We start from the raw sequence: 623 nt of genomic DNA, 5'->3' as shown, positions 1-623 counted from the left end.
AGCGGAAAGCGGCCGAAGAGACGCTCCGCAACTTCGCGGTCGAGCTCGAGCAACGCGTCGAGGAGCGTACGCGCGAACATGCCGAAGTGATGATGCAGCTTCACGAGGCCCAGAAACTCGAGACGCTCGGCCAGCTCACCGGCGGCGTCGCCCATGACTTCAACAATTTGCTCACGCCCATCGTCGGTAGCCTAGACATCTTGCGCACCAAGATTACGGAACCGCGGCTGCAGAAGCTTCTCGATGGCGCTCTCCAGTCGTCCGAGCGCGCGCGGACCCTTGTCGCCCGCCTGCTTGCTTTTGCGCGCCGCCAGAATCTCGAGACTCTTCCCGTCGATGTGAAGGAACTGATCGCCGGGATGGAGGAACTCGTTCACCGCTCGATCGGTCCGACCATCGACCTGTCGGTCGATCTTGCGGTCGATGTCCCTGCGGCGATGGTCGATCCCCACCAGCTCGAGCTCGCTATTCTGAACTTGGCCGTCAACGCACGCGATGCGATGCCCGATGGGGGGCGTCTCGCGATTTCGGTCGATCGCTGGGAGGCAGCCGGTGAGGATGGGGGCCTTCCCGATGGCATCTATGTCCGCATCGCGGTAGCCGATAGCGGGGCGGGCATGGAT

Annotated in this window: 1 protein-coding gene; it reads left to right on the top strand. The window is 63.2% G+C overall.

The features are described 5' to 3' along the window. On the top strand, nt 1–623 hold a 623-nt coding region (locus ACT6QU_RS19495; RefSeq protein ID WP_444837034.1), incomplete at both ends, for a histidine kinase dimerization/phospho-acceptor domain-containing protein.

It is taken from the genome of Aliihoeflea sp. (assembly GCF_052435475.1).
GTDB lineage: Bacteria > Pseudomonadota > Alphaproteobacteria > Rhizobiales > Rhizobiaceae > Aliihoeflea.
The sequence above is the reverse complement of the archived record's forward strand: the minus strand, read 5'-3'. Positions and strand labels throughout refer to the sequence as shown.